The organism is Dactylosporangium sp. NPDC051541 (assembly GCF_044454505.1).
Taxonomy (GTDB): Bacteria; Actinomycetota; Actinomycetes; order Mycobacteriales; family Micromonosporaceae; genus Dactylosporangium.
The window spans coordinates 1-24,032 of record NZ_JBITDU010000031.1 but is presented as its reverse complement, the minus strand read 5'-3'; the positions used below and the strand labels follow the sequence as shown (position 1 = coordinate 24,032).

Sequence of the window (24,032 nt, the reverse complement as noted above, 5' to 3'; positions counted from 1 at the left end):
AGTGGCGCCGGCCCTTTTCGACGGCTCCCGGATCGGTGAGGACGAGAGGTTGCACACTGTGATGACGACCACGGCTGACGCGTTCGCGGTCATCGGCTTGTCCTGCCGCCTGCCCGGCGCGGGTGATCCGGCCGCGTTCTGGCGACTGCTCGCCTCCGGCACCAGCGCGGTGACCCCCACGCCGGAGGGGCGCTGGGCGCAGCCGGGCACCGCCGACGCGCCGCTCGGCGCCCGGCACGGCGGGTTCCTCGACCGGATCGACGGCTTCGACCACGACTTCTTCGGCATCTCGCCGCGGGAGGCGGCGGCGATGGACCCGCAGCAGCGGCTCGTGCTCGAGCTGAGCTGGGAGGCGTGGGAGGACGCCGGGATCCGGCCGGAGACCCTGCGCGACAGCGCGACCGGCGTCTTCATCGGAGCGATCTGGGACGACTACGCGAGCCTGTCGTACCGTGCCGGGCCGGACGCCTTCACCCCGCACACCCTCACCGGGATCAACCGCGGCATCCTGGCCAACCGGGTCTCCTACACCTACGGGCTGCACGGCCCGAGCCTGGCCGTGGACTCCGCGCAGTCCTCGTCGCTGGTCGCTGTGCACCTGGCGTGCGAGAGCCTGCGCCGCGGCGAGGCCGGCCTGGCCCTGGCGGGCGGCGTCAACCTCAACATCGTGCCGGAGAGCACGGCCGGGGCGGTGCGCTTCGGCGGCCTGTCGCCGGACGGGCAGTGCTTCACGTTCGACGCCCGGGCCAACGGGTACGTCCGCGGCGAGGGCGGCGGCCTGGTCGTGCTCAAGCCGCTCGCCGCCGCCGTCGCCGACGGCGACCGGATCTACTGCGTGATCCAGGGCAGCGCGGTCAACAACGACGGCGCCACCGACGGCCTGACCGTGCCCAGCGCCGCGGCCCAGGCCGAGGTCATCCGGCTCGCCCAGCGCGACGGCGCGGCCCGGCCCGGCGACGTGCAGTACGTCGAACTGCACGGCACCGGCACGCGGCTCGGCGACCCGATCGAGGCGGCGGCGCTGGGGGCGGCGATCGGCACCGCGGCGGCCCGCGACGCGGCGCTGCTCGTCGGGTCGGCGAAGACCAACGTCGGGCACCTCGAGGGCGCCGCGGGCATCGTCGGACTGCTGAAGGTGGCGCTGAGCGTCCGGCACCGGCAGCTGCCGCCCAGCCTCAACTTCGCCACACCCAACCCGGATATCGACTTCGCGGCACTGAACATCGAGGTCAACACCGGGCTGCGGGACTGGCCCGACCCCAGCCGGCCGCTGCTGGCCGGGGTGAGCTCGTTCGGTATGGGCGGCACCAACTGCCACGTGGTCGTCTCGTCGCCGCCCGCCCCTGCGCCCGCTCCCACGACGGCGGCCGCGGACGGGCCGGTGTCGTTGGTGCTGACCGGACGTACCCCCAAAGCGCTTGAGGAACAGGCCGACCGGCTCGCCGGGTGGCTGGCCGCAAACCCCGGCACCGACCCGGCCGCGGTGCGCGCCGCGCTGGCCCGGCGGACCCGCTTCCCGCATCGTGCGGCCGTCACCGGCGCCGGCGGCGAGCTGCTCGACGGGGTGCGGGCCTTGGCCGCGGGTCGGCAGCATCCGTTGGTCACCCGTAACGGCGGACCCGTGGCCGGGCGGCTGGCGTTCCTGTTCAGTGGCCAGGGCGGCCAGTACCCAGGCATGGCCGACGAGCTGTACCGCACCGAACCCAGCTTCGCCGCCGCCTTCGACGAGGCCCGGGCCGAGCTGGACCGGCACCTGCCGCGGCCTCTCGCGGAAGCGATCGCGGGCGAGGAGGTGAACGGCACCCTCTACACCCAGCCGGCGCTGTTCGCGGTCCAGGTCGGGCTGCACGCGGCGCTGGCCGCGCACGGCATCCACGCCGGCGCGTACGCGGGGCACTCGCTCGGCGAGCTGACCGCCGCGCACCTGGCCGGCGTGTGGAGCCTGCCCGACGCCGCCCTCCTCGTCACCACCCGGGCCCGGCTGATGAATACGATGCGGGCCGGCGCGATGCTGGCCGTGCAGGCCGGCGAGGACGAGACCCGCGCGGCCCTGGCCGACCTCCCCGAGGTCGCGATCGCGGCGCTGAACACCGCCGACAGCACGGTGGTCTCCGGGGACGCCGCCGACCTCGACGTCGTGCAGGCGCATTTCCGCGCGCTCGGCCGCAAGACCAAGCGGCTCAACCTGACGCTCGCGGGCCACTCGGCGCACACGGACCCGATCCTGGAGGAGTACCGCGCGGTCGCGGCCACGCTCACCTATCACGAGCCGCGCGTCCCGATCGTCTCCAACCTCACCGGCCGCCCAGCCGAGCCGGGGCAGCTGGCCAACCCCGACTACTGGACGGCGCACATGCGCCGGCCGGTGCGGTTCCACGACGCGGTGACCGCGCTGCAGAGCGAGCCGACGGCGTTCCTGGAGCTCGGGCCCGACGCTACCCTGACCCCGCTGATCGATGGCTCGGTGGCGATCCCGACCCAGCAGCGCAGCCGACCGCAGGCGCTCACGCTGGCCAAGGCCCTCGCGGCGGTGGCCACGCACACCGACATCGAGGTCACCTGGCCCGCCGCCGGCCGGGTCGACGACCTGCCGACGTACCCGTTCCAGCGGTCCCGGCACTGGCTGACGGTGCGTTCGGCCGCGGCTGCGGTCGATGCCCCGCTCGACGCACCGGTCGATGTCGTTGTCGATGCCGTTGCCGACGCTCCGGTCGCCGACGCGCTCGATGTCGCCGATCTGGTGCGGACCACCGTCGCTGTCGTGGCGGGGCAGGCGAGCCCCGAGGCGATCGAGATGGACCGGTCGTTCAAGGACCTCGGGTTCGACTCGCTCATGACCGTCGAGCTGCGGGACCGGCTCAACGTCGCGACCGGGCTGGCGCTGACCTCGGCGCTGTTCTACAGCCACCCGACGCCGGAGGCGCTGATCGCCCGGCTGCAGTCGTCGTCCACCGACGTTGCCGGTGGTGTCACCAGGAGTGTCGCCAGTGCCGCGGCGGCCGACGAGCCGATCGCGATCGTCGGTATGGCGTGCCGGTACCCGGGCGGCGTGGGCTCGCCGGACGAGCTGTGGCGGCTGGTCGCCGACGGCACCGACGCGATCGGGCCGCTCCCCGCGAACCGCGGCTGGGACCTGGAGCGCCTGTACCATCCCGACCCGGACCACCCCGGCACGACCTACGCGCGGGGCGGTGGTTTCCTGGCCGACGCCGGCGCGTTCGACGCCGGGTTCTTCGGTATCAGCCCGCGCGAGGCCCTGGCCATGGACCCGCAGCAGCGGCTGCTGCTGGAGACCGCGTGGGAGGCCATGGAGCGGGCCGCGCTCGACGCGGCCGCGCTGCACGGCAGCCGGACCGGTGTATTCGTCGGCGCGACGGCGCAGGACTACGGCCCGCGGCTGCACGAGGCCTCGACGGGAGTCGACGGGCATCTGCTGACCGGCAACGCGGTGAGCGTCGCCTCGGGGCGGATCGCGTACACGTTCGGCTTCGAAGGGCCCGCGCTCAGCATCGACACCGCCTGCTCGAGCTCGCTGGTCGCGATGCACCTGGCCGCGCAGGCCCTGCGGCGGGGCGAGTGCAACCTGGCCCTGGCCGGTGGGGTCACCGTCATGGCCACGCCGGGCATGCTCGTGGAGTTCAGCCGGCAGCGGGGGCTGGCGACGGACGACCGCTGCAAGCCGTTCGCGGCGGCGGCCGACGGCACGGCCTGGTCCGAGGGTGCGGGCATGCTGGTGCTGGAGCGGCTCTCGGACGCGCAGGCGAACGGGCACACGGTGCTGGCGGTGATCCCCGGTTCGGCGATCAACCAGGACGGCGCCAGCAACGGGCTCTCCGCGCCGAACGGCCTGGCTCAGGAGCGCGTCATCCTGCAGGCGTTGTCCAGCGCCGGCCTCTCCCCCGCGGACGTCGACGCGGTCGAGGCCCACGGCACCGGCACCACGCTGGGCGACCCGATCGAGGCCCAGGCCCTCGCCAACACCTACGGCCGGGACCGCCAGACCCAGCCGCTGCTCCTGGGCTCCATCAAGTCCAACATCGGCCACACCCAAGCGGCCGCCGGTGTCGCCGGCGTCATCAAGATGGTGCAGGCGATGCGGCACGGCACGCTGCCCCAGACCTTGCACGTCGACGCGCCCAGCCCGCACCTGGACTGGGACTCCAGCGGACTCCAGCTCCTGACCGAGGCGACCCTGTGGCCCGCGGTCGACCGCCCCCGCCGCGCCGCCGTGTCGTCCTTCGGCATCTCGGGCACCAACGCGCACATCATCCTCGAGCAGGCCCCGGCCCCGGTCGCGGCACCGCCGGCACCGGGACTGGAAGTCCACGACCTGCCCATCCTGTGGCGGCTCTCCGCCAAGACCCCCGAAGCGCTGCGCGAACTGGCCCGGCGACTCCCGCTGGACGCCAATCCCCACGAGGTCGCCGCGACCCTCGCCACCCGCACCGCCCACCCTTACCGGGCCAGCATCATCGGCGACGACCGCCACGCCGCCCTCCACGCCCTCGCCACCGGCGAAGAACACCCCAACCTCGTCTACGACGGGCAAGCCGCCCCGTCGAACCCCGGCAAAACCGTCCTCGTCCTCCCAGGGCAGGGCAGCCAGTGGCCCGGGATGGCGCGGGACCTGTACCGCACCACACCCCTCATCCGGGACCACCTGCACGCGTGCGCCGAGGCGCTCAAACCACACACCGGCTGGGACCTCATCGAACTCCTGCAACAGGACGAGATCCCGCAAACCCCCGACGTCATCCAGCCTGTGCTCTTCGCCATCAACACGGCGCTCGGGCACCTGTGGCAGACCTTGACCCCGATCCACGCCGTCATCGGGCACTCCCAGGGTGAGATCGCCGCCGCCTACCTCACCGGTGCGCTGACTCTGCAGGACGCCGCGGCCGTCGTCGCCCGCCGCGCCCAAACCCTCACCACCCTCGCCGGCACCGGCACCATGCTCTCCATCCCCCAACCCCACGACACCATCGCCCTGCCACCCAACACCACCATCGCCGCCATCAACGGCCCCGCCACCACCATCGTCAGCGGCCCCGTCCCTGAACTCGACGCCCTGCTGGAGACATACCCCGCCAGCCGACGCATCAACGTCGACTACCCCAGCCACAGCCCACACATCGAACCCCTCCAACACGAAATCCTCACCCAACTCGCCCACATCACCCCCACTACCGGCCACACCACCTTCTACTCGACGATGACCGGCCAACCCCTGGACACCAGTGCACTCACCAACGACTACTGGTACCAGAACCTCCGCCGGCCCGTCCGGCTCCAGGCCACCATCGAACAGCTCCACACCGACGGCTACCGCACCTTCATCGAAGCCAGCCCCCACCCGATCCTCACCAACCCCATCCACGACACCCTCACCGACAAACCCCACACCGCCCTCGGAACACTCCGCCGCAACCAGGGCACCTGGCACACCATCCACACCAACACCACGACCGCCTGGCACCACGGCCTCACCATCGAATGGCCGACAACCCCCAACACCACCACCCCGCTGCCCACCTACCCGTTCCAGCGCCAGCCCTACTGGCTGCGCAGCACGCCCAAGACTGACGCCCAGCATCTGGGCCTCACCGCCACCAAGCACCCGCTCGTGCCGACCGCCGTGCAGGCCGCCGACAGCGACACGCTCATCCTCACCGGCCGTCTCGACCCCGCCGTCCAGACCTGGCTGGCCGACCACGCGATCCACGGCACCGTCGTGCTGCCCGGCGCCGCGATCCTCGACCTGGCCCTGCACGCCGGCACCCACGTCGACGCGGCCGGTGTCGAGGAGCTCACGCTGCACAGCCCGCTCACCATCGCCAAGCCGACCCAGCTGCAGGTGACCGTCACCGGCTCGGAGATCGCTGTCCACTCGCGGACCGAGACCACCGACGGCCAGGAAGCCGAAGCCTGGACCCGGCACGCCACCGCCACCGTCGCCACCGAGGCGGCCCTCCCGCGCCCGCCGTCGGCGCAGTGGCCGCCGGTCGGCGCCACCCCGGTCGACCTCGACGACTTCTACGAGGGGCTGGCCGACAAGGGGTACGAGTACGGGCCGGTCTTCGCCTGCCTGAGCGCGGCGTGGCGGCTCGGCGAGGACGTCTACGCCGAGATCCAGCTCCCCGACGGCGTCGACCCGGCCGGCCACGCGATCCACCCGGCGCTGCTCGACGGCGCACTGCACGCCCTGGCGATCAGCGGCCAGCTCGCCGCCGGCGACCGGCTGCAGCTGCCGTTCGCGTTCACCGGGGTCACCGTGCACGGGCCGGCCGGCACCGGCGCCCGGGTCCGGGTCACCCCGGCCGGCCCGGACGCGGCGACGCTCGTGCTCACCGACCCGTCCGGGGCCGCCCTGGCCACCATCGACCGGCTGACGACCCGGGCCATCGCCCCGGACCAGCTCGGCGCCGGGCGCGACGTCGCCCGGGCGCTGCACGCCGTGTCCTGGGTGCCGATCGCCGCGAGCCCCGCCGAAGCCCCGGCCGCCACGATCACCACGATCGCCGGCGACCCCGCGGACGACGTGCCGGCCGCGACCCACCTCCTGACCGCGCAGGCCCTGTCGGTACTGCGCGACGGTCTCGCCGCACCCGACCGCCGGCTCGCCATCGTCACCCGCGGCGCCGTCGACTGCGGCGGCGAGGTGACCGACCTGCCGGCCGCCGCCGTCTGGGGCCTGGTGCGCAGCGCGCAGACCGAGCATCCGGACCGGATCACGCTCGTCGACACCGACGACACCCTCCCGGTCGAGGCCGCCCTGGCGACCGGGGAGCCGCAGCTGGCGATCCGCGAGGGCCGGCTGTATGCGCCCCGGCTGGAACGGATCGAGCAGCCGCCGCTCGCCCCGCTCGACATCGTCGGGCCGGTCCTGATCACCGGCGGCACCGGCACCCTCGGCGTCCTGCTCGCCGAGCACCTCGCCACCAACCACGGCGTGCACGACATCGTCCTGGCCAGCCGCAGCGGCACCCCGGCCGGCGGCGGGTTCACCACCGTCGCCGGTGACGCCGGCGACCCCGAGCAGCTGCGGGCGCTGCTCGCCGAGCGCGACTTCGCCACCGTCATTCACGCGGCCGGTGTGCTCGCCGACGCGGTCGTGGAGACGCTGACCTCCGACCAGCTCCAGGCCGTGTTGCGGCCCAAGGTCGACGCGGCGTGGCACCTGTCCCGGCTGCTGCCGGCGCAGACGCGGCTGGTGCTGTACTCCTCGGCGACCGGCGTGCTGGGCAGCCCCGGCCAGGCCAACTACGCCGCCGCGAACACGTTCCTCGACGCGCTCGCCCAGCGGCGGCCCAACACCATCAGCATCGCCTGGGGCCTCTGGGCGTCGGCGAGCGGGCTGACGGGCGGCATGAGCGACGTCGACCGCAACCGGCTGCGCGGGATCGGCCTCGCCCCGATCACGAGCGGCGAGGGCCTGGCGCTGTTCGACGCGGCGCTCGGCACCGGCCGGGCTAACGTGGTCGCCAGCCGGCTCGACACCGCGGCGCTGCGCGGCGCGTCGGTGCCGGCGGTGCTGCGCGGCCTGGTCCGCACCCGGCCCGGCGCGGCGCCCGGGAGCGCCGGATGGCTGCGGCACCTGGCCGGGCTGCCCGCTGACGACCGGCGGCGGGCACTCCTGGACCTCGTCCGCGTGCAGGCTTCGGCGGTGCTCGGACACGGTACCGCCGCCGGGGTTGACGTCGACTCGACCTTCAAGGACCTCGGCTTCGACTCGCTGACGTCGCTCGAGCTGCGCAACCGGCTGCGGACCGCGACCGGGCTGGCGCTGCCGGCGACGCTGATCTTCGACTACGCCACGACGACGGCCCTGGCCGGCCACCTCGACGACCGGCTCGTCGACGCACCGGCCCCGGTCGTCGCCGCCGTGGCCGCGCGGCCGGTCGACGACGACCCGATCGCGATCGTCGGCATGGCCTGCCGGTATCCGGGCGGTGTCGCGAGCCCGGACCGGCTGTGGGACCTGGTCTCGGCCGGCACCGACGCGATCGCGGGTTTCCCGACGAACCGCGGCTGGGACCTGGACAGCCTCTACCACGCCGACCCCGACCACCCCGGCACCGCCTACGTCCGCGAAGGCGGCTTCCTCCACAACGCCGACCAATTCGACGCCGACTTCTTCGGCATCAGCCCCCGCGAAGCCCTCGCCATGGACCCCCAGCAACGACTCCTACTCGAAACCGCCTGGGAAGCCCTCGAACACGCCGGCATCGACCCGACCACCGTCCGCGGCACGAGCGCGGGCGTGTTCGCCGGCGTCATGTACGGCGACTACGGCGGCCGGCTCGCGCTGCACACCCCGGACGGGTTCGAGGGACAGATCGGCACCGGGAACTACGGCAGCGTCGCCTCGGGCCGCGTCTCCTACGTGCTCGGCCTCGAGGGCCCGGCGGTCACGGTCGACACGGCCTGCTCCAGTTCCCTGGTCGCGATGCACCTGGCGGCGCAGTCGCTGCGGCAGGGCGAGTCGAGCCTGGCGCTGGCCGGCGGGGTCGCGGTGATGGCCACGCCGTCGACATTCGTGGAGTTCAGCCGGCAGCGGGGGCTCGCCGCGGACGGTCGCTGCAAGCCGTTCGCGGCCGCGGCCGACGGCACCAGCTTCGCCGAGGGTGTCGGCCTGCTCGTCCTGGAGCGCCTCTCCGACGCCCAGGCCAACGGCCACCAGGTCCTCGCGGTGATCCGGGGCAGCGCCATCAACCAGGACGGGGCCAGCAACGGCCTGACGGCACCGAACGGCCCGTCCCAGGAGCGGGTCATCCGCCAGGCCCTGGCCAACGCCGGCCTGACCACCGCGGACGTCGACGCGGTCGAGGCCCACGGCACCGGCACCACGCTGGGTGACCCGATCGAAGCCCAGGCCCTCGCCAACACCTACGGCCGCGACCGCCAGACCCAGCCGCTGCTCCTGGGCTCCATCAAGTCGAACATCGGCCACACCCAAGCCGCCGCCGGCGTCGCCGGCGTCATCAAAATGGTGCAGGCGATGCGGCACGGCACCCTCCCCCAGACCTTGCACGTCGACGCACCCTCCCCACATCTGGACTGGGACACCAGCGGACTCCAGCTCCTGACGTCGCCCACCCCATGGCCGGCAGTCGACCGGCCCCGCCGAGCCGCCATCTCCTCCTTCGGCATCTCCGGAACCAACGCCCACCTCATTCTCGAACAACCGCCAACCCCTGTCGTGGCACCGGTGACACCAGGACTCGAAGTCCTAGACCCCCCAATCCTCTGGCGCCTGTCCGCGAAAACCCCTGAAGCGCTTCGTGCCCTAGCCCGGCAGCTCCCGCTGGACGCCAATCCCCACGAAGTCGCCGCGAGCCTGAACCTGCGCGCCGCGCACCCCTACCGGGCCAGCATCATCGGCGACGACCGCCACGCCGCCCTCCACGCCCTCGCCACCGGAAACGAACACCCCAACCTCATCTACGACGGGCAACCCGCCCCGTCAAACCCCGGCAAAACTGTCCTCGTCCTCCCAGGCCAAGGCAGCCAGTGGCCCGGCATGGCCCGAGACCTCTACCAGACGACACCCCTCATCCGGGACCACCTCCACGCGTGCGCTGAGGCGCTGAAGCCACACACCGGCTGGGACCTCATCGAACTCCTGCAACAGGACGAGATCCCGCAAACCCCCGACGTCATCCAGCCCGTCCTCTTCGCCATCAACACCGCCCTCGGGCACCTGTGGCAGACCCTCACCCCCATCAACGCCGTCATCGGCCACTCCCAAGGCGAGATCGCCGCCGCCTACCTCACCGGCGCGCTGACCCTGCAGGACGCCGCGGCCGTCGTCGCCCGCCGAGCCCAAACCCTCACCACCCTCGCCGGCACCGGCACCATGCTGTCCATCCCCCAACCCCACGACACCATCGCCCTGCCACCCAACACCACCATCGCCGCCATCAACGGCCCCGCCACCACCATCGTCAGCGGCCCCGTCCCTGAACTCGACGCCCTGCTGGAGACATACCCCGGCAGCCGACGCATCAACGTCGACTACCCCAGCCACAGCCCACACATCGAACCCCTCCAACACGAAATCCTCACCCAACTCGCCGCCATCAACCCCGTCACCGGCCACACCGTCTTCTACTCGACGATGACCGGCCAACCCCTGGACACCAGCGCGCTCACGAACGACTACTGGTACCAGAACCTCCGCCGGCCCGTCCGGCTCCAGGCCACCATCGAACAGCTCCACGCTGATGGCTACCGCACCTTCATCGAAGCCAGCCCCCACCCGATCCTGACCAACCCCATCCACGACACCCTCACCGACAAACCGCACACCACCCTGCACACCCTCCGCCGGAACCACGGCACCTGGCACACGATCTACGCCAACACCGCCGCCGCCTGGCACCACGGCCTCACCATCACCTGGCCCGACACGCCCCGCGACACCACACCCATTCCCACCTACCCGTTCCAGCGCCAGCCCTACTGGCTCCACACCCCGGCCGGCACGGCCGGCAACCCGCGGCACCTCGGCCAGACGGCGACCAACCACCCGCTCCTGCCCACCGCCATCCAGACCGCCGACGGACAGCACCACATCTACACCGGCCGCCTCGACCCGGCCGTCCACACCTGGCTGGCCGACCACACCGTCCACGGCACCGTCATCCTGCCCGGCACCGCCATTCTCGACCTCGCGTTGCACGCCGGCGCCGCCGGCATCGACGAGCTGACCCTCCAGGCCCCGCTCACGATCACCGGGCCCACCCAGATCCAGGTCACCGTCACCGGCACGGAGATCGCCGTGCACTCGCGGAGCGAGGCCACCGACGGCCCGGAGCCCGGGTCCTGGGTTCAGAACGCCACCGGAACGCTCGCCACCAGCACCACGTCACCGCCGGCCGGACCGGCCGAGTGGCCGCCGGCCGGGGCGACGCCGGTGCCGTTCGAGGGCGCCTACGACACCCTCGCCGACGCCGGCTACGAGTACGGGCCCGTGTTCCAGGGCCTGCGAGGACTGTGGCGGCGCGGTGCCGAGGTGTTCGCCGAGGTGGCCATCGACGCCGACCGGGCCGGGTACGTCGTGCATCCCGCGCTCCTCGACGCCGCCCTGCACCCGCTGCTGCTCGGCGCGCTCGGTGCGCAGGAGCCGAACCTGCTGCCGTTCTCCTGGACCGGCGTGACCAGCTACGCGACCGGCGGCACCGACCGGCTGCGGGTGCGGCTGTCGGCGGACCGGGCGGCGAGCCTGCGCCTGTCCGCCACCGACGCCGACGGCCGGCCCGTGCTCATGGTCGAGTCGCTGGCACTGCGGGCGGTCGCGCCGGAGAGTCTGGCCCGGCACGGGGAGCGGCAGCTGTATGGGGTGGACTGGACACCTGTACCCCCGCAACCGGCTCTTTCGCCGGCCGAGTTCGCGGTTGTCGGCCCGGACGAGCTCGGCGTCGGCGATGCGCTGGCGGCGGCCGGACACGGTATCGTCCGCCTGGCCGACCTGGCCGACGCCCCGGAGTCTTGGCCGGCCGACGTCCTGCTGCCCTGCGCGGCGGCCGACGTCCGCGCGACGCTGACGTGGCTGCTGAAGCTGCTCAACGACGAGCGGCTGGCCGAGCGCCGGGTCACCGTCGTGACGCGGGGCGGCGTGAGCACCGGCGGCGGCGACCCGGCCGAGGAGCCGGCGGCCGCGGCCGCGTGGGGCTTCACCCGATCCGCGCAGACCGAGCACCCGGGCCGCTTCGTGCTGCTGGACCTCGACCGGGCGGGCGACCTCGAGGCCGACGCGGCGGCGGTGCCGGCCGCCCTGGCCACCGGCGAGCCGCAGGTCGCCGTGCGCGCCGGTCGCATCCTCGCGCCCCGCCTGGCCCGGCTCGAGACCACCGCCCCGGCCGCCGACCCGGCCATCGACCCGCGGGGCACGGTGCTCATCACCGGCGCCACCGGCCTGATCGGCGCCGCGATCGCCCGCGACCTCACAGCGAACCACGGCGTCCGGCACCTGCTTCTGGTGAGCCGCAGCGGCGCCGCGGCCGCCGGCGCGGCGGAGCTGACCGCCGACCTGACCGCGCTCGGCGCCACCGCGACCGTCGCCGCCGTCGACGCGGCCGACCGCGCGGCGATGGCGGCGCTCCTCGCCGCCGTGCCGGCCGAGCACCCGCTCGTCGGGGTCGTCCACGCCGCCGGCGCGCTCGACGACGCGCCGCTGCACGCGCTGCGCCCGGAGCAGCTCGACGCGGTGCTGCGGCCGAAGGTCGACGCCGCGCTGGTCCTGGACGAGCTGACGGCGGAGCTGCCGCTGTCGATGTTCGTCCTGTTCTCCTCGCTCGCCGGGCACATCGGCAGCGCCGGCCAGGCCAACTACGCCGCGGCGAACACGGCCGTGGACGCCATCGCCCGCCGGCGCCGGATGTCGGGGCGGGCCGGAACCTCGGTGGCGTGGGGCTGGTGGGCCGAGGGCAGCGGCCTGACCGGCGGGCTGGAGGACCGGGACCGGCTGCGGATGCGCCGGGCCGGCCTGGCCCCGATGACGACGGCGGCCGGGATCTCCCTGTTCCACGCGGCGCGGGGCTCGTCGGCGCCGGTGGTGGTCGCGGCCGGGTTCGACCTACCGGGCCTCCGGTCCGGCTACGACACGGTGTCGCCGCTGCTGCGGGGCCTGGTCCGGGTGAGCGCCCGCGCCGCGAACGGCTCCCTCGACCGCCGCCTCGCCGGCCTGACCGCGCAGGAGCAGCTCGAACTGGTGCTCACCACGGTCCGCGGCACCACCGCGACGGTGCTCGGCCATGCGGGTGCGGACACGATCGACGCCGACCGGCCGTTCCAGGAGCTCGGCTTCGACTCCCTGACCGCGGTCGAACTGCGCAACCGGCTCAACACGACCACCGGGCTGCGACTGCCGGCCACCCTCATCTTCGACCACCCCACCCCGCGCCAGGCCGCCCAGTTCGTGCATCAGACGCTCACCAACGCCGCGGCTCCCAGCGCCCCGGCGACCACCGCGGCGCCGGCCGCCGACGAGCCGGTCGCGATCGTCGGCATGGCCTGCCGCTACCCGGGTGGCGTCGCCGACCCGGACGGCCTGTGGAACATGGTCGCCGCCGGCGCCGACGCCATCTCGGGGTTCCCGACGAACCGTGGCTGGGACCTGGAGCGCCTGTACCACGCCGACCCGGACCACCCCGGCACCGCGTATGTCCGCGAGGGCGGGTTCCTGCACGACGCCGACCGGTTCGACGCCGACTTCTTCGGCATCAGCCCCCGCGAAGCCCTCGCCACCGACCCGCAGCAGCGGCTCCTGCTCGAGACCGCGTGGGAGAGCCTCGAGGACGCCGGCATCGACCCGGCCACCCTGCGCGGCAGCAGCACCGGCGTGTTCACCGGCATCATGTACGGCGACTACGGCGGCCGCCTCATGTCCCATGCCCCCGACGGGTTCGAGGGCTATCTGAGCACGGGCAGCGCGGCGTCGGTGGCGTCGGGCCGGCTGTCCTACACGTACGGCTTCGAGGGCCCGGCGGTCAGCGTCGACACCGCCTGCTCCAGCTCCCTGGTCGCCATGCACCTGGCCGCGCAGTCCCTGCGGCAGGGCGAATGCGACCTGGCCCTCGCCGGCGGCGTCACCGTCATGGCCACGCCCGGCGTGTTCATCGAGTTCAGCCGCCAGCGCGGCCTGTCGCCCCAGGCGCGCTGCAAGTCCTTCGCCGCCGACGCCGACGGCGCGATCTGGAGCGAAGGCGTCGGCCTGCTCGTCCTGGAACGCTTGTCGGACGCCGAGGCGAACGGCCACCAGGTTTTGGCCGTGATCCGCGGCAGTGCGGTGAACCAGGACGGCGCCAGCAACGGCCTGACGGCACCGAACGGCCCGTCCCAGGAGCGGGTCATCCGCCAGGCCCTCGCCAGCTCCGGCCTGACCACCGCGGACGTCGACGCGGTCGAAGCGCACGGCACCGGCACGGCCCTCGGCGACCCGATCGAAGCCCAGGCCCTCGCCAACACCTACGGCCGCGACCGCCAGACCCAGCCGCTGCTCCTGGGCTCCATCAAGTCGAACATCGGCCACACCCAGGCCGCCGCCGGCGTCGCCGGCGTCATCAAAATGGTGCAGGCGATGCGGCACGGCACCCTCCCCCAGACCTTGCACGTCGACGCACCCTCCCCACATCTGGACTGGGACACCAGCGGACTCCAGCTCCTGACGTCGCCCACCCCATGGCCGGCAGTCGACCGGCCCCGCCGAGCCGCCATCTCCTCCTTCGGCATCTCCGGAACCAACGCCCACCTCATTCTCGAACAACCGCCAACCCCTGTCGTGGCACCGGTGACACCAGGACTCGAAGTCCTAGACCCCCCAATCCTCTGGCGCCTGTCCGCGAAAACCCCCGAAGCACTCCGCGCCTACGCCACCCAGCTGCAACAGGTCGACGCCAACCCCCACGAAGTCGCCGCGAGCCTGAACCTGCGCACCGCGCACCCCTACCGGGCCAGCATCATCGGCGACAACTTCCACGCCGCCCTGCACGCCCTGGCCACCGGCGAAGAACATCCCAACCTCATCCACGACGGGCAAGCCGCCCCGTCAAACCCCGGCAAAACTGTCCTCGTCCTCCCAGGGCAGGGCAGCCAATGGCCCGGCATGGCCCGTGACCTCTACCAGACGACACCCCTCATCCGGGACCACCTCCACGCGTGTGCTGAGGCGCTGAAGCCACACACCGGCTGGGACCTCATCGAACTCCTGCAACAGGACGACATCCCGCAAACCCCCGACGTCATCCAACCCGTCCTCTTCGCCATCAACACCGCCCTCGGGCACCTGTGGCAAACGCTGACCCCCATCCACGCCGTCATCGGCCACTCCCAAGGCGAGATCGCCGCCGCCTACCTCACCGGCGCCCTCACCCTCACCGACGCCGCCACCATCGTCGCCCGGCGCGCGCAAACCCTCACCACCCTCGCCGGCACCGGCACCATGCTGTCCATCCCCCAACCCCACACCGCCATCACCCTCCCACCAGACGCCACCATCGCCGCGATCAACGGACCGGCCACCACCATCATCAGCGGGCCCATCGACACCCTCGAAACGCTGCTGCACGAATACCCCGGCAGCCGACGCATCAACGTCGACTACCCCAGCCACAGCCCACACATCGAACCCCTCCAACACGAAATCCTCACCCAACTCGCCCACATCACCCCGAGTACCGGCCACACCGTCTTCTACTCCACGGTCACCGGCCAGCCGACGGACACCACGACGCTCATGAACGACTACTGGTACCAGAACCTCCGCCGGCCCGTCCGGCTCCAGGCCACCATCGAACAGCTCCACGCTGACGGCTACCGCACCTTCATCGAAGCCAGCCCCCACCCGATCCTCACCAACCCCATCCACGACACCCTCACCGACAAACCCCACACGGTCCTCGGCACTCTCCGCCGCAACCAAGGCACCTGGCACACCATCCACACCAACACCACGACCGCCTGGCACCACGGCGTCGACATCACCTGGCCGGCCGCGCCCACCGACACCACGTCGCTACCGACCTACCCGTTCCAGCGGCAGTCGTACTGGCTGCACAGCGTCAGCCGGACCAACGCACACGACCTGGGTCTCACCGCGACCAACCACCCCCTGGCCCCCTCCGCCATCGAGACCCCCGCCACGAACAGCACCACGCTGACCGGCCGCCTCGACCCGAGTATCCAGACGTGGCTGGCCGACCACACCGTCCACGGGACCGTGGTCCTGCCCGGCACCGCCATCCTCGACCTGGCCCTGCACGCGGCCGAAACGCACGCCGAAGTCGCCGGCATCGAGGAGCTCACCCTCCAGGCCCCGCTCACGATCACCGGGCCCACCCAGATCCAGGTCACCGTCACCGGCACGGAGATCGCCGTACACTCGCGGGCCGAGACACCCGGCGACGACGAACCCCGGCCCTGGACCCGGCACGCCACCGCGACCCTCGCGACCGGCGCCACCCCGGCGCCGCCGACGGCACCGGCGTGGCCGCCCACCGGCGCCACCCCGATCGACGTCGACGACTTCTACGACACCCTCGCCGACATCGGCCTCGGGTACGGCCCGGCGTTCCAGGGCGTCGTCACGGCCTGGCGGCACGGCGGCGACATCTACGCCGACCTCGCCCTCCCCGACACGGTCGACCCGGCCGGCCACACCGTCCACCCGGCGCTGCTCGACGCCGCACTCCAGGCGAGCATGCTCGGTTCGCTGACCCCCGACAGCCCGGCCCGGCTCCCGTTCGTCCTGGCCGGCGTGGCCCGGCACGGCGCGGCCGACTCGAGGCTGCGAGCCCATGTGCACACCGTGGACGGCGACTCGTTCGCGCTGGAGGTCAGCGACGACCGGGGCGCGCCGGTTCTCACGATCGCGTCGGTGACGGCCCGCCCGGTCGCCACCGAACTGTTCCGGGCCGACGCCCCTGAGGAGGGCCTCTTCACCCTCGAATGGACCACCGTGCCGGCTCCGGCCGCGCCGGCGGCACCGGCCGAGGTGCTCATCATCGCCGCGTCCGCCGCCCAGGCAGCGGACGTCCCGGCCGAGACGCACCGCCTCGCCGAGGAGACCCTGCGGCTGCTGCAGGACGCCCTGCGCGGCGAGGCGCCCATCGCGGTCGTCACCCGCGGCGCGGTACCCATCGGCGACATCACGGACCTCGCCGCCGCCGCCGTCTGGGGACTTGTCCGCAGCGCCCAGACCGAGCACCCCGGCCGCATCACCGTCGTCGACACCGACGACACCCTGGCCCTCGAGACCGCCCTGACCACCGGCGAGCCGCAGATCGCCATCCGCGAGGGGAAGCTGTACGTCCCGCGCCTCACCCGCCGGACGGCAACGCAGACGGCACCCGCCTTCGTGGGCCCGGTGCTCATCACCGGCGGCACCGGCACCCTCGGGCGGCTCCTCGCCGAGCACCTCGCCACCGAGCACGGCATCCACGACATCACCCTGGCCAGCCGCACCGCCGGTCCGCCCGCCGTCAGCTGCGACACCAGCGACATCGAGCAGCTCCGGAAGCTCCTCGCCGAACACCACTTCGGCACCGTCATCCACGCCGCCGGCGTCCTCGCCGACGCCACCGTCGACGCCCTCACCACCGAACAGCTCCACACCGTCCTGCGCCCGAAGGTCGACGCGGCCTGGAACCTCCACCGCCTCCTGCCGCCGACCACCCGCCTGGTGCTGTACTCCTCGGCCGCCGGCATCCTGGGCACGGCCGGCCAGGCCAACTACGCCGCCGCCAACGCGTTCCTCGACGCCCTCGCCCACCTCCGCCCCAATACCACGAGCGTGGCGTGGGGCCTGTGGGCGCAGACGTCGGAGCTCACCAAGCAGCTCGACCCGACCGGCCACCGCCGCCTCGCTCGCATCGGCATCCGGCCCCTGGACACCGGGCACGCGCACCGCCTCCTCGACGCCGCGGTCGCCGGCGGCCACCCGCTGCACCTGGCGGCCGACATCGACCCCCGGACGCTCCGCACTCAAGATCATTTCGCGGTGGTACTGCAAAAGCTCGCACCATCCCGCAAACGCCGCACCAGCAGCCAGCCCATGGCCGCCCGGCTGGCCGGGCTCGAGGGGCCCGCGCTCGGCGAGGCGCTCCTCGACCTCGTCCGCGCCCAGACGGCCACGGTGCTGGGCCACACCGACGGGCGGGCGATCACCGACGAGCGCGGCTTCCTCGACCTGGGCCTGGACTCGCTGACCGCGGTGGAGCTGCGCAACCGGCTCGCCACCGCCACCGGCCTACGGCTGCCGGCGACGCTCGTCTTCGACTATCCGACGCCGAACACCCTGGCCACCTTCCTGGGCAGCCGCCTGTCGAGCGACGGATCCGAGTCGGCCCTCGCGCAGCTCGACCAGCTGGCCGCGCGGTTCTCGACGTTCCCCGCCGAGACCCGGGCCGAGCTGCGGGGCCGGCTGCAGGACCTGCTGTCCCGGCTCGGCGACGCGCTGCCGGACGGCGGCGCACCGGAGCGGACCGAGTTCTCCTCCGACGACGACATCTTCGACTTCATCGACAACGACCTGCAGGTCTCGAAAATGGAAGAGGAATAGGTCGGATGGCGAACGAGGACAAGCTCCGCGACTATCTCAAGCGCGTCACCGCCGACCTGCAGCAGGCCCGGCAGCAGCTGCGTGACGTCCAGGCGCAGCGCCGCGAGCCGATCGCGATCGTCGGCATGGCCTGCCGGTATCCGGGCGGGGTGACGTCGCCGGACGGGCTGTGGGACCTCGTCGCCGCGGGCACCGACGCCATCGACGGCTTCCCGGCCAACCGCGGCTGGGACCTCGAGCGGCTGTACGACCCGGACCCGGAGCACCCCGGCACCTCGTACGCCCGCGAGGGCGGCTTCCTCTACGACGCCGACGGCTTCGACGCCGAGTTCTTCGGCATGAGCCCCCGCGAGGCCCTGGCCACCGATCCCCAGCAGCGGCTCCTGCTCGAGGTGGCGTGGGAGGGCCTCGAGGACGCCGGCCTCGACCCGGCGACGCTGCGGGGCAGCCGGACCGGCGTCTTCACCGGCGTCATGTACGGCGACTACGGCGGCCGGCTCATGATGCACGCCCCGGACGGGTTCGAGGGCTTCATCGGCACCGGCTCCGCCGCCTCGGTGGCGTCCGGCCGGCTGTCCTATGTGTACGGTTTCGAGGGCCCGGCCGTGAGCGTCGACACGGCCTGCTCGTCGTCGCTGGTCGGGGTCCACCTGGCGGCTCAGGCCCTGCGGCAGGGCGAGTGCGACCTGGCGCTGGCCGGCGGCGTGACGGTGATGGCCACCCCGGGCGCCTTCCTCGAGTTCAGCCGCCAGCAGGGCCTGTCGGCCGACGGCCGCTGCCGCTCGTTCTCCGCCGACGCCGCCGGGACCGGCTTCGCCGAGGGTGTCGGGCTGCTGGTGCTGGAGCGGCTCTCCGACGCCCAGCGCCGCGGGCACCGGGTCCTCGCGGTGATCCGCGGCAGCGCGGTCAACCAGGACGGCGCCAGCAGCCAGCTCTCCGCCCCGAACGGCCCGTCGCAGGAGCGCGTCATCCGCCAGGCCCTGGCCAGCGCCGGCCTGTCCACCGCGGACGTCGACGCGGTCGAGGCGCACGGCACCGGCACCAAACTGGGCGACCCGATCGAAGCCCAAGCCCTCGCCAACACCTACGGCCGCGACCGCGACCAGCCTCTGCTGCTGGGCTCAATCAAGTCCAACATCGGCCACACCCAGGCCGCCGCCGGTGTCGCCGGCGTCATCAAAATGATCCAAGCCATCCGCCACGGCCTGCTCCCCCAGACGCTGCACGCCGACCAGCCCTCACCACACCTCGACTGGTCCGACAGCGGCCTGCAACTCCTGACCGAGCCGACCCCGTGGCCGGCCGTCGACCGCCCCCGCCGCGCCGCCGTCTCCTCCTTCGGCATCAGCGGCACCAACGCCCACCTCATCATCGAACAGCCCCCCACCGCCGACCCGCCACCGGTCGAAGTCCATGAGCAGCCGGTCACCTGGCGGTTGTCAGCAAAGACCCCGGACGCCTTGCACGACTACGCGACGCGACTCGAACGGGTCGACGCCACCGCGGCCCAGATCGCCGCCGCGCTCGACCGCCGCCCTGTGCTGTCGCACCGGGCCGTCATCACCGCCGACCACACCGACGCCCTCCACGCCCTCGCCACCGGCGCCGAGCACCCGAACCTCACCGTCACCCCGGCCGGTGGGCTGATCACCGCCCGCACAGCGTTCCTGTTCTCCGGCCAGGGCAGCCAATACCCCGGCATGGCGCTCGGCCTGTATCGGTCGGACCCGGTCTTCGCCGCCGCCTTCGACACCGTCCGCGAAGCCCTCGACCCGCAACTGCCCAAACCCCTGCTCGAGGTCATCGACACGCCCGAGCTGAACACGACGCTGTACACCCAGCCCGCTCTCTTCGCGATCCAGACCGCACTGCACGCCACCCTCACCCACCACGGCATCAAGCCGACCCACTACGCCGGACACTCCATCGGCGAGCTCAGCGCCGCCTACCTCGCCGGCATCTGGAGTCTGGCCGACGCCGCGAAGATAGTGACCGCCCGCGCCACACTCATGCACACCATGCCCCCCGGCGCCATGCTCGCCATCCAGGCCACGGAGCCCGAAGTCGTCGACGTCCTGCGCGAGCACCCCGACGTCGACATCGCCACCATCAACGGCCCCACCAGCATTGTCGTCGCCGGCAACAAAGACGACCTCGAACCGGTCCGGGCGCAGTTCGAACAACTCGGCCGCAAGACCAGAACCCTCAACACCGCACACGCCTACCACTCACGCCACACTGACGCGATCCTCCGGCAGTTCCGCGAGGTCGCCGCGACGCTGACCTACAACGAGCCGCACACCCCGATCGTCACCGACACCGGCGGCGACCCGACGAGCCCCGACTACTGGACCAACCACATCCGCAAAACCGTCCGCTTCCACGACACCATCACCAAGCTCGCGGATCTCGGCACCAACACCTACATCGAGGTCGGGCCGCACGCGACACTGACCCCGCTCGCCCCGCCGGACACGCTCGCCATCGCCACCCAGCGCCGCGACCAGCCGCCGGCCGGCACCCTCGCGGCCGCGATCGCCACCGTCCACACCCACACCACCACGGCCGTCACCTGGCCCCAGCCGAACGGCACGCCGGCGACCATTCCCGGCTACCCCTTCCAGCACGTCTCGTACTGGCTCCACGACACCAACCCGAGCGGCCACCACACCACCAGCCACCCGCTGCTCTCCACCGCGATCCAGCTGGCCACCGACGACACCCAGGTCCTCACCGGCCGCCTCGACCCCGCCACCCAGCCGTGGCTGGCCGAGCACACCGTCCACGGCACCGTCGTGCTCCCCGGCGCCGCCCTGCTCGACCTGGCCCTGCACGCCACCACGAGCGTCATCGAGCAGCTGAGCATCCACGCCCCGGTCGCCGTCACCGCCGCCACCGAGCTCCAGATCGCCACCACCGGCCGCGAGCTGACCATCCACAGCCGGGCCGCGACCACCGGCGACGAGCCGCAGCCGTGGACCCACCACGCCACCGCCACCCTCACCACCGACAGCCCCCGTACAGTGCCCACGCCCGGCGAGTGGCCGCCGGCCGGTGCCGTGGCGGTCGACCTCGACCCGCTGTTCGACGCGCTGGCCGACGCCGGGCTCGGCTACGGTGCCACGTTCCAGGGTGTGCGGGCCGCGTGGCGCCGCGACGGCGACGTCTTCGCCGAGGTCGTCGTCCCCGACGCGACCGGGTACGCCCTGCACCCGGCGCTGGTGGAGGCGGCGCTGCGGGTGGCCGGTCCGGCCGATTCGCAGTACCACTGGATGCGTTGGAACGGCGTCGAGCTGCACGGGGCCGCGACCGGTGCCGTGGTGCGGGTCAGCCGGGTCGGCGCCGGCCTCACGGTGGCCGAGGAGGACGGCACCCCGATCGCCACCGTCGCCGCCGTCGCCGGTGCGCCGATCGACCTGACCCGGCTGCGGACCGGCGACGACTCGCTGTTCCACCTCGAGTGGAGCGAGGTGCCCGGCGACGGCGCCCCGGCGGACTTCGAACGCGCCGACGACCTGGCCGCGCTCGCCACCGCGGCGTCCGATGCGCCGCCGGTCCTGGTGATCGACCACCGCTCCGCGGCCGGGCCCGTCGCCGAGACCCACCGGGTGACCGGCACGGCCCTCGCCGCGCTGCAGGCCTGGCTGGCCGACCCGGCGACCGCCGGCACCCGGCTCGTCGTCGTCACCCACGGCGCGGTCGCCACGGTCCCCGGCGAGGATGTCACCGACCTGCCGGCCGCGGCGCTGTGGGGACTGCTGCGCAGCGCGCAGACCGAGTACCCGGACCGGATCGCCGTGGTCGACGTCGACGGCGACGCGACCTCGGACACCGCGCTGGGCGTGGCCGTGGCGACCGGCGAGCCGCAGCTGGCGATCCGGGCCGGCCGGCTCCTCGCCCCCCGCCTCGCCCGCGGCGTGCCGGCCGGGGCGCCCGTCGAGCTCGACCCCGACGGTACTGTCCTCATCACCGGCGGCACCGGCGCGCTCGGCGGCCTGCTCGCGGCCCACCTGGCCGAACGGCACGGCATCCGCCGGCTGCTGCTGGCCGGCCGCCGCGGACCCGACGCACCCGGAGCCGCCGAGCTGGTGTCCCGGCTGGCCGCGCTCGGCGCCGAGGCGACCGTGGTCGCGTACGACACCACGAACGCCGCCGACGTCGCCGCGCTCATCGCCGCGGTCCCCGCGGAGCACCCGCTCACCGCCGTCGTCCACGCCGCCGGCGTCCTGCACGACGCGGTGCTGTCGGCGCTGACCCCGCGGCAGCTCGAGGCCGTGCTGCGACCCAAGGTCGACGCCGCCTGGCTGCTGCACGAGCACACGAAGCACCTCGACCTCGCGGCGTTCGTGCTGTACTCGTCGGTCTCCGGCGTCCTCGGCAGCGCCGGCACAGCCAACTACGCCGCCGCCAACACGTTCCTCGACGGCCTCGCCCAGCACCGGCGCGCGCACGGCCTCCCCGCGACCTCGCTCGCGTGGGGCCTGTGGGAGGTCGCCAGCGGCCTCGCCGCCGACCTGGATGAGACGCGCCAGGCGCAGGTCGCGGCCCGGATCGCGCGCAGCGGCCTGACCCCGATGCCGGCGGAGCGGGCGCTGGCCCTGTTCGACGCGTGCCTCGCCACCGACCATCCGGCGCCGGTACCGGCCACCCTCGACCTGGCCGCCCTCCGCGAAACGCCGCCGGTGGTGGCCCGCTCCCTGCTCCGGGCCGCCCGCACCCGCCGCCCGGCCGGCTCCGGTGGCGCCCCGCTCGCGGCCCGCCTCGCCGGCCTCGACCCGGCCGCGCAGCACCAGCTCCTCGTCGACCTGGTCCGGCTGCAGGTCGCGACCGTCCTCGGGCACGGCTCGCCCGACGCCGTCGACCCGGAGCGGGCGTTCCAGGAGCTCGGGTTCGACTCACTGACCGCGGTCGAGCTGCGCAACCGGCTCGGCACCGCGACCGGCCTGACGCTGCCGGCGGCGCTCGTCTTCGACTACCCGCGCAGCACCGCCATCGCCGAGTACCTGCGCGCCGCACTACTGGAGACCGCCCCCGCCACCGCCCGGGCCACCCGATCGGCGGCCGCGCCGGACGAGCCGATCGCGATCGTCGGCATGGCCTGCCGCTACCCGGGCGGCGTGTCGAACCCGGACCGGCTGTGGGACCTCCTCGCCGCCGGCAACGACGCCATCACCGGTTTCCCGACGAACCGCGGCTGGGACCTGGACAGCCTCTACCACGCCGACCCCGACCACCCCGGCACCGCCTACGTCCGCGAAGGCGGCTTCCTCCACAACGCCGACCAATTCGACGCCGACTTCTTCGGCATCAGCCCCCGCGAAGCCCTCGCCATGGACCCCCAGCAACGACTCCTGCTCGAAACCGCCTGGGAAGCCCTCGAACACGCCGGCATCGACCCGACCACCGTCCGCGGCAGCGCCACGGGCGTGTTCGCCGGCTCGAACGGCCAGGACTACCTGACCCGTCTCCTCGCCGACGGCGAGGGCACCCAGGGCTACCTGGCGACCGGCGGCTCGGCGAGCGTCATCTCCGGCCGCCTGTCGTACGTGTTCGGCCTCGAGGGCCCGGCCGTCACCGTCGACACGGCCTGCTCCAGCTCCCTGGTCGCCATGCACCTCGCCGCCCAGTCGCTGCGCCACGGCGAGTGCGACATGGCTTTGGCCGGCGGCGTCACGGTCATGGCCACGCCGGTGGCATTCGTCGAGTTCAGCCGCCAGAAGGGCCTGGCCGCCAACGGCCGCTGCAAAGCCTTCGCCGCCGGCGCCGACGGCACCGGCTGGGGCGAGGGCGTCGGCCTCATTGTCCTGGAACGCCTGTCGGACGCCGAAGCCAACGGCCACCAGGTCCTAGCCGTCATCCGCGGCAGCGCCGTCAATCAGGACGGCGCCAGCAACGGCCTCACCGCCCCCAACGGCCCCTCCCAAGAACGCGTCATCCACCAAGCCCTGGCCAACGCCGGCCTCACCACAGCCGA

The 24,032-nt window shown here is 73.4% G+C and carries 1 protein-coding gene and 1 pseudogene; both read left to right on the top strand.

The features are described 5' to 3' along the window. The first annotated feature begins 61 nt into the window (after positions 1-61). Positions 62-18,058 carry an SDR family NAD(P)-dependent oxidoreductase gene (locus ACIA8L_RS54345; RefSeq protein WP_395917856.1) on the top strand — a complete coding sequence of 5,999 codons (17,997 nt, stop codon included), beginning with the start codon at positions 62-64 and terminating at the stop codon, positions 18,056-18,058. A gap of 47 nt (positions 18,059-18,105) precedes the next feature. Continuing rightward, positions 18,106-24,032: pseudogene (locus ACIA8L_RS54340) on the top strand (SDR family NAD(P)-dependent oxidoreductase); the annotation flags it as partial.